Below are 6,000 nucleotides of genomic sequence, written 5' to 3' on the forward strand. Positions count from 1 at the left end.
GGGCCGCAAGCCGGCGCAGGCGGTGTGGCCGGTTCCAACCGCGCTTGAAAGCGCGCGTTTTCCACCTAAGTTTCAAGCCCCGCCTCGCTGCGCTCAACGCGGGTCTTGAAACTTGCCGCGTGTGGTGTCAGGTAAGCCTCGCCTCTAGCTGCGCTGCGCTTGCGTCGACGCGAGTCTTACCTGACACCGCACGTTTCACGGCCTGACCGGCTTGCGGCCCCCATGCACCTACGCAACCCCTGACCTACGCAACAGAGCGGAGCAAGGCGCATTTAGCAGTGGATATAAGATGGGATGGCGTTTGGGCGCACTTGGCCCAAGCGGCGTCACAGCTTATATCACGCCGCGTTGCCTTGCGGAGCTCGACTATGAGCAAAGTGCACTTAGCGATGAATATAAGATGGGATGACGTTTGGGCGCACTTGGCCCAAGCGGCGTCACGACTTATATCACGCTGCCTGTTATGCGACAGCTGATGCTTAATAATAGGCGCGTGGCGTAATTAGCAGTATGATAACAGTAGGTGTTTTAAATTATGTCATAACAGATTTGCGATTGAAGGAATGTAGGTGAGTGTGTGACCAAACCGTTAGTCTCCGTGATCGTGCCGGTGTATAATGTGGCGCCGTATTTGAAGCGAAGTGTGCAAAGCTTGATCGATCAAACATATTCGAATTTGCAGATCTTATTGATCGACGATTGTTCCACAGATGAGTCGGCGACTTTGATTGCTGAGTTTGCCGCGCGCGATCCGCGGATCACGCCGATTTATTGTGACGAAAACCGCGGGGTGTCTGCGGCGCGCAATGCCGGCTTGGCAAAGGCCACCGGCTTATATGTGGCGTTTATGGATGGTGACGATTGGGTCGCGGCAGATTATGTGGCGAATTTTGTTAAGACTTTAGAAGCGGGGCCTTATGACCTGCTCGTGAGTCCCTTTTATACCGATGCGCCTGAACCTAAGCCTGTTGCGGCCAAGTCGTGCGTTGATCATGAGCTCACGCGCAAACAGCTGCTGCGAGGAATGTTGGCACCTGCCGGGGTGGTGCGCGGGTACTTATGGAATAAGTTCTATCGGCGCAGTGTGATCACGGCGCTGCATTTGACGTTTGATGAGAACGTCGCGATCATGGAAGACGAATTATTCAATGCCGCTTATATCATGGCCACCAGCCGTTTCTTCTATTATGGGACACCTGGGTATCATCATGTGGTGCGTGCGGATTCGGCGACGCGTTCGCTAGGGGTCATCGGCGCAGTGCCGCAACAATTGTGGGCATTGTGGCGGATCGGTTCGATCATGGTTAACGAGAAGCGGGCAGTCGGCGTGGCCGATCCCAAGTTTGGCAAGGAGGATGGCAATCACTAATGGACGATGAATTATTAACGCGGCGCCAAATCAAACATAACGCCAAGGCCCGTTTGCGTGCTGATGGCAACTGGGGCCAAATGATGATTGCTAACCTTTTGCCTTGGCTGATCACAGTGGTGTTCACTTTCTTGAGCATGTGGGCGATGACCACCTTGATCAACAAGTTCGGGGTGGTGCGCATGGCTACTGAACCGGCGGCTTTTGCCAGCTATTATGAGCAGCACGCCGATACGCGCTCAAGCTTGTTGAAAGACTTGATCTTGTTGTGGTTCACCCAAGGGATCGCCTTTACCGCCTTGGATGTGTACCGCGGCGATTTAAAGCGGGTGCGGCCAGGGCAGGCCATTATGCGCTTGTTCAATGCCCAGTATTTCTTGGGGATCTTGGCGGTGGCCATTTGGGTGACGTTCTTGACGTTCATCGGGGTGACGGCGTTCATTATCCCTGGGATCTTGTTGATGTTTGGCTTGACGATGAGCTATTACACTTATTATGACGGCAAGCGCACCGCAGAGAACGGCCGCTTCGGCGTTTTTGCGGCTTTGGGCCAATCATGGCGCTTGATGCGCGGCTTCAAGCTGGATTATTTCGTCTTGCAGCTGTCTTTGATCGGCTGGTTTATCCTGGAAGCGATCACCTGCCACTTGTTTGACTTTATGATCGATCCATATTTACAAATGGTCGATGCCGGCTATTACGAAAATATCAAGGCCTATCACCAACGTCACGTTCAATAAGCAAAAGCCTCGTTTTTTTCAGCAAGTTGCTGGAAAAAACGAGGCTTTTAAAACGGTTAATACCATTGCCACTGATTAAGCGGCCAATAGCGCCACAGCACCACAGATTGGATCTGCGCTTGGCTGACGAAGCCGAAGTCGCGGCTGTCATGCGACACCAAGCGATTGTCGCCCATCACGAAATATTGACCGGCAGGCACGTGCTTGGCTTGCGTTGAGGCGAGGGTTTGAATGTTGAAGTCGGTGGTGTATTGGATGCTGTCTTGTGCCACGCCTAAGCGTGCGGCGTAAGTTCTGACAGCGTGATGTTTGAAGCTGGCAGATAAGTAAGGTTCTTTCTGATAGTGATCGTTAACATATAATTTGCCGGCGACGACTTTTAGCGTATCGCCTGGCATGCCGATGACGCGCTTGATGTACAATTCGCCAGGCTTGTCTGGCGCGTGGACGACCACGATGGCGTGGCGTTTAACGGCTTTGTTGCGGATCGAATACAGCCGGTCGCCGCTTTGCAAACTCGGCTGCATCGAGGTACCACGCACCACGTCTTTGCTGATAACGTGGTGCATGAGAAACTGCATGCCGATCAAGACGACTGCCAGCAAAGCAACCAGCTCAACCAGCCCGCGCAAGAAGGATCTGTTCACGGTGGCACCTCCTCAGGTTGTTAGCTTAAGGATACCATATTGCCAAGCCGATTTGCGAACCGCGGCGCATTGTGCTAGCCTTAAATGGGCAATTTTCAGAAAAAAGAAAGGAGGCGGCTTATGAGTGTCTTGACTGTCACGCATCTGTCGCAACGCTTTATTGATAAGCAACTGTACCAAGATGCGAGTTTCCAAGTAAACAAAGAAGATCACCTGGGGATCGTCGGCCAGAATGGGGTCGGTAAGTCCACCTTGATCAAGATCTTGACCGGGGCGATGGAACCAGATGAAGGCACCATTGTTTGGCAAAAGCACCTGCGCGTCGGCTACCTCGATCAGTATGCCAACTTGCAACCGGGGCAAACCGTCATGGATTTTCTTAAGACGGCCTTCGCCGATTTGTACGCCAAAGAAGCGAAAATGAACCAGATCTACAACGATTACGCCACAAATCCTGACGACGAATTGTTGCAAAAGGCTGGCGAATTGCAACAGACACTCGAAGCACGCGACTTCTATGATCTGGAAACCACGATCGAAACCGTCGGCACCGGCTTGGGGTTAGATGCGATCGGCTGGCAGCATCCAGTTGATGCATTATCTGGCGGCCAGCGTTCTAAGATCATCTTGGCCAAACTTCTATTAGAGAAGCCGGACATGCTGCTGCTGGATGAACCGACCAACTACTTAGATGTGTCCCATATTCAATGGCTCACTGAGTGGCTGCAAGACTTTCAAGGGGCCTTCATTGTGATCTCACATGACTTTGACTTCCTGGAAGACGTGACCAACGCGGTGTTGGACATTGAATTTGCCCAGATCACCAAATACACCGGCAGTCTCAAGCAAGCCATGAAGCAAAAAGAGAAGGACCACGAAACTTACTTGAAGGCTTACAACAAACAGCAAGCCCAAATCAAGAAGTCCGAAGCCTTCATCGCCAAGTTCAAAGCCGGCACCCGCTCTACTATGGCTCGTTCGCGGGAGAAGCAATTGGCTCATATCGATCGCCTCACGCCGCCTGGTACCCGGCCTAAGGCGCATATTCAATTTCCATACACCCCAGTGCAGCGCCAGATCCTCGTTGACGTCAACGACTTGGTGGTAGGTTATGAACAACCGCTGCTGGCACCAATCAACTTCTCAGTAGCCAAAGACGAAGTGATCGCCTTAGAAGGCTTCAATGGGATCGGCAAGTCAACACTGCTCAAGACCATTCTCGGCCGCTTGCCGGCTTTGTCTGGTTCAGTGGAAATCGCCGAGAACGTGGTGTTTGGCTACTTCGAACAAGAACTCAACTGGGCGATTCCTAAGCAATCGCCGCTGCAATATTTATTGGGGCAATTCCCGGCTTTAAGCCAGCGCCCCTTGCGCCAAGTGTTGTCACGGACTGGCTTGACCCGCGAAGAAGCGGATAAGCCGCTGCAGTTATTGTCTGGTGGGGAACAAAGCAAGGTCAAGCTTGCTGATTTGATGCTGCAAGACACCAATATCTTGGTGATGGACGAACCGACCAACCATTTGGATGACGATACCAAAGCCGCTTTGCGTGCGGCATTGATCGCATACCCAGGCGCTGTTTTGCTGGTTTCACATGAAGCAGGCTTCTATGATGACAGCTGGGTCGATACCCGCATCAATATCGAGAACTTGCGTCAATAAGACCAAAGCGGAGTGGCGCGCACTTAGCGGGTCAGGTAGCCTAGCCCTCGTGCTTGTGGCGTACTTTGCCGCGAGTACGAGGGCGTAGCTAGCTGCACCCGCGTTGCGCCACGCAGCTCGACGAAGATCAAAGCGAAGCAAAGCGCATTTAGCGGTGGATATAAGGCGGGATGACATTTGGGCGTACTATGCCCAAGTGGCGTCACGACTTATATCACGCCGCGCTGCTTTGCGCAGCTCGACGAAGACCAAAGCGAAGCAAAGCGCATTTAGCGGTGGCTATAAGGCGGGATGAGATTTGGGCGCACTATGCCCAAGTGGCGTCACGACTTATATCATGCCGCGTTGCTTTGCACAGCTCGACGAACACCAAGCGGCTCTACGCCACGATTCTGCATGAATCGCGGCGTAGAGCCGTTTGCGTTGTAAAATGTCTTGCACCTATTTGCCCGCTTTTGATTTACACCGGCCAATCCAGCAAGGTATAAGCGTAAGTGGTGGTGGTTTGGATCACCGCTTGTGCATCAGCTGCGCCTAGAACTTGCGCTGTGGTGTTGGCTTGGGTGAGCGTGTAGGGCCGCTCAAAGCTGGCGAGCACTTCTTGAGGCGTGGTTTCTTCCAATAGTGTGTAAGTGAACGTCTGCTGGTGATAAGCGTGTTTGCTGATCGTGAGGGCGTGCTGGAAGTTTTGTACGCGCTGGGGGTCGGCTTGATAAGCGGTAGGCAAGGCCCAACTTAGCGCTTTGGCGACTTTGCTTTGGGCAGTGGAGCGCCACTTGATTTGACTATTGATCGCTACAGCGCGTGTCGCCAAGCCGGCCAGCTGGGGCAATTCGTCGGCAGTTAAAGTCGGCAGCTGGCTGACGAAAACGAGTTCGGCGATGGGCGAAACGCGATCATGCCAGTCGCCTTGTTGATAGGTGACGTTAGATTGCTCATGTTGGTTCAGCCAAGTGCGGGCTTCATCCAGCATGGCTTGGGCCCAGTCGATGGCCACCACCTGTTTGGCACGTTGGGCCAACGGCAGCGTGTAGCGGCCGGAGCCGGCGGCCACATCAGCGACGCGCCAGTCAGCCAGCGGGTAGCGGGTGGCCAATGCGGCGACGACATCTTGTTCGATAGGCAGCTGCGATTCGCGTTGGATCGCAGCATAGGTTGCAGCGAATTCATTCCATTCAGCTTGATTCATGATTGACTCCCGCCTTTGCAAAATTCTTTTTTCAGAAAAAGGTTGACGCCTTTACCTTCACTTGGTATGATATCAAAGTTGTCTTTTCGATAACACCGGCGTTTCCAAAAGGTCATCAAAAATAGTTGTTGACATCACTTGAAAATGTTGGTATGATATAAAAGTTGTCGTGAGCGAGTAATTCGCTTCTAAGAGAAAAAGTTATTTCAACTTTTTCTTGACAACGATAAGCTGATAATGATATAATGATTAAGTTGATTGCGTCATTATCAACAAGGTAGTCCTTTGAAAACTGAACAAAGTTTCGTAAATGTGATAGGGCTTTTCTTAAATGAAAAGAATTAAACATGAGCGAAGTCAATTCGCTAGTAAATCTCGGATCTAAAGCTTCGG

6 protein-coding genes are annotated in these 6,000 nt (G+C 52.0%); 3 read left to right on the forward strand and 3 right to left on the reverse strand.

The window, feature by feature from the left end; genetic code table 11:
* Window positions 1-577: 577 nt before the first annotated feature.
* Both ACGG90_RS13310 and ACGG90_RS13315 read left to right on the forward strand, forming a co-directional pair.
* Window positions 578-1,369: a glycosyltransferase family 2 protein gene (locus tag ACGG90_RS13310; protein ID WP_390410156.1), complete on the forward strand. Its 792-nt coding sequence runs from the start codon at window positions 578-580 to the stop codon at window positions 1,367-1,369.
* The gene (locus tag ACGG90_RS13315) at window positions 1,369-2,109 is read left to right on the forward strand and encodes a DUF975 family protein (protein ID WP_390410158.1); all 741 of its coding nucleotides are present in this window, start codon (window positions 1,369-1,371) and stop codon (window positions 2,107-2,109) included. Before ACGG90_RS13310 ends, ACGG90_RS13315 begins: the two co-directional genes overlap by 1 nt.
* A 56-nt stretch (window positions 2,110-2,165) precedes the next feature.
* Here the strand turns inward: ACGG90_RS13315 and lepB are convergent, their stop codons facing one another.
* Complete coding sequence (lepB, locus tag ACGG90_RS13320) at window positions 2,166-2,756, reverse strand: signal peptidase I (RefSeq protein ID WP_390410159.1); 591 nt, start codon at window positions 2,754-2,756, stop codon at window positions 2,166-2,168.
* A 120-nt stretch (window positions 2,757-2,876) separates the two neighbouring features.
* Between lepB and ACGG90_RS13325 the strand changes: the two genes are divergently transcribed.
* Complete coding sequence (locus ACGG90_RS13325; RefSeq protein WP_390410160.1) at window positions 2,877-4,418, forward strand: ABC-F family ATP-binding cassette domain-containing protein; 1,542 nt, start codon at window positions 2,877-2,879, stop codon at window positions 4,416-4,418.
* 460 nt (window positions 4,419-4,878) lie between these two features.
* On the opposite strand, the gene ACGG90_RS13330 is transcribed toward ACGG90_RS13325, so the two are convergent.
* Window positions 4,879-5,607 carry a class I SAM-dependent methyltransferase gene (locus ACGG90_RS13330; protein WP_390410162.1) on the reverse strand — a complete coding sequence of 243 codons (729 nt, stop codon included), beginning with the start codon at window positions 5,605-5,607 and terminating at the stop codon, window positions 4,879-4,881.
* 115 nt (window positions 5,608-5,722) lie between these two features.
* Window positions 5,723-6,000, reverse strand: a 278-nt coding sequence (locus ACGG90_RS13335; protein ID WP_390410164.1) for a hypothetical protein, incomplete at its 5' end; no start/stop codon positions are given.

The sequence above is a fragment of the Lacticaseibacillus jixiensis genome, from assembly GCF_042847315.1.
GTDB classification, from domain to species: domain Bacteria; phylum Bacillota; class Bacilli; order Lactobacillales; family Lactobacillaceae; genus Lacticaseibacillus; species Lacticaseibacillus jixiensis.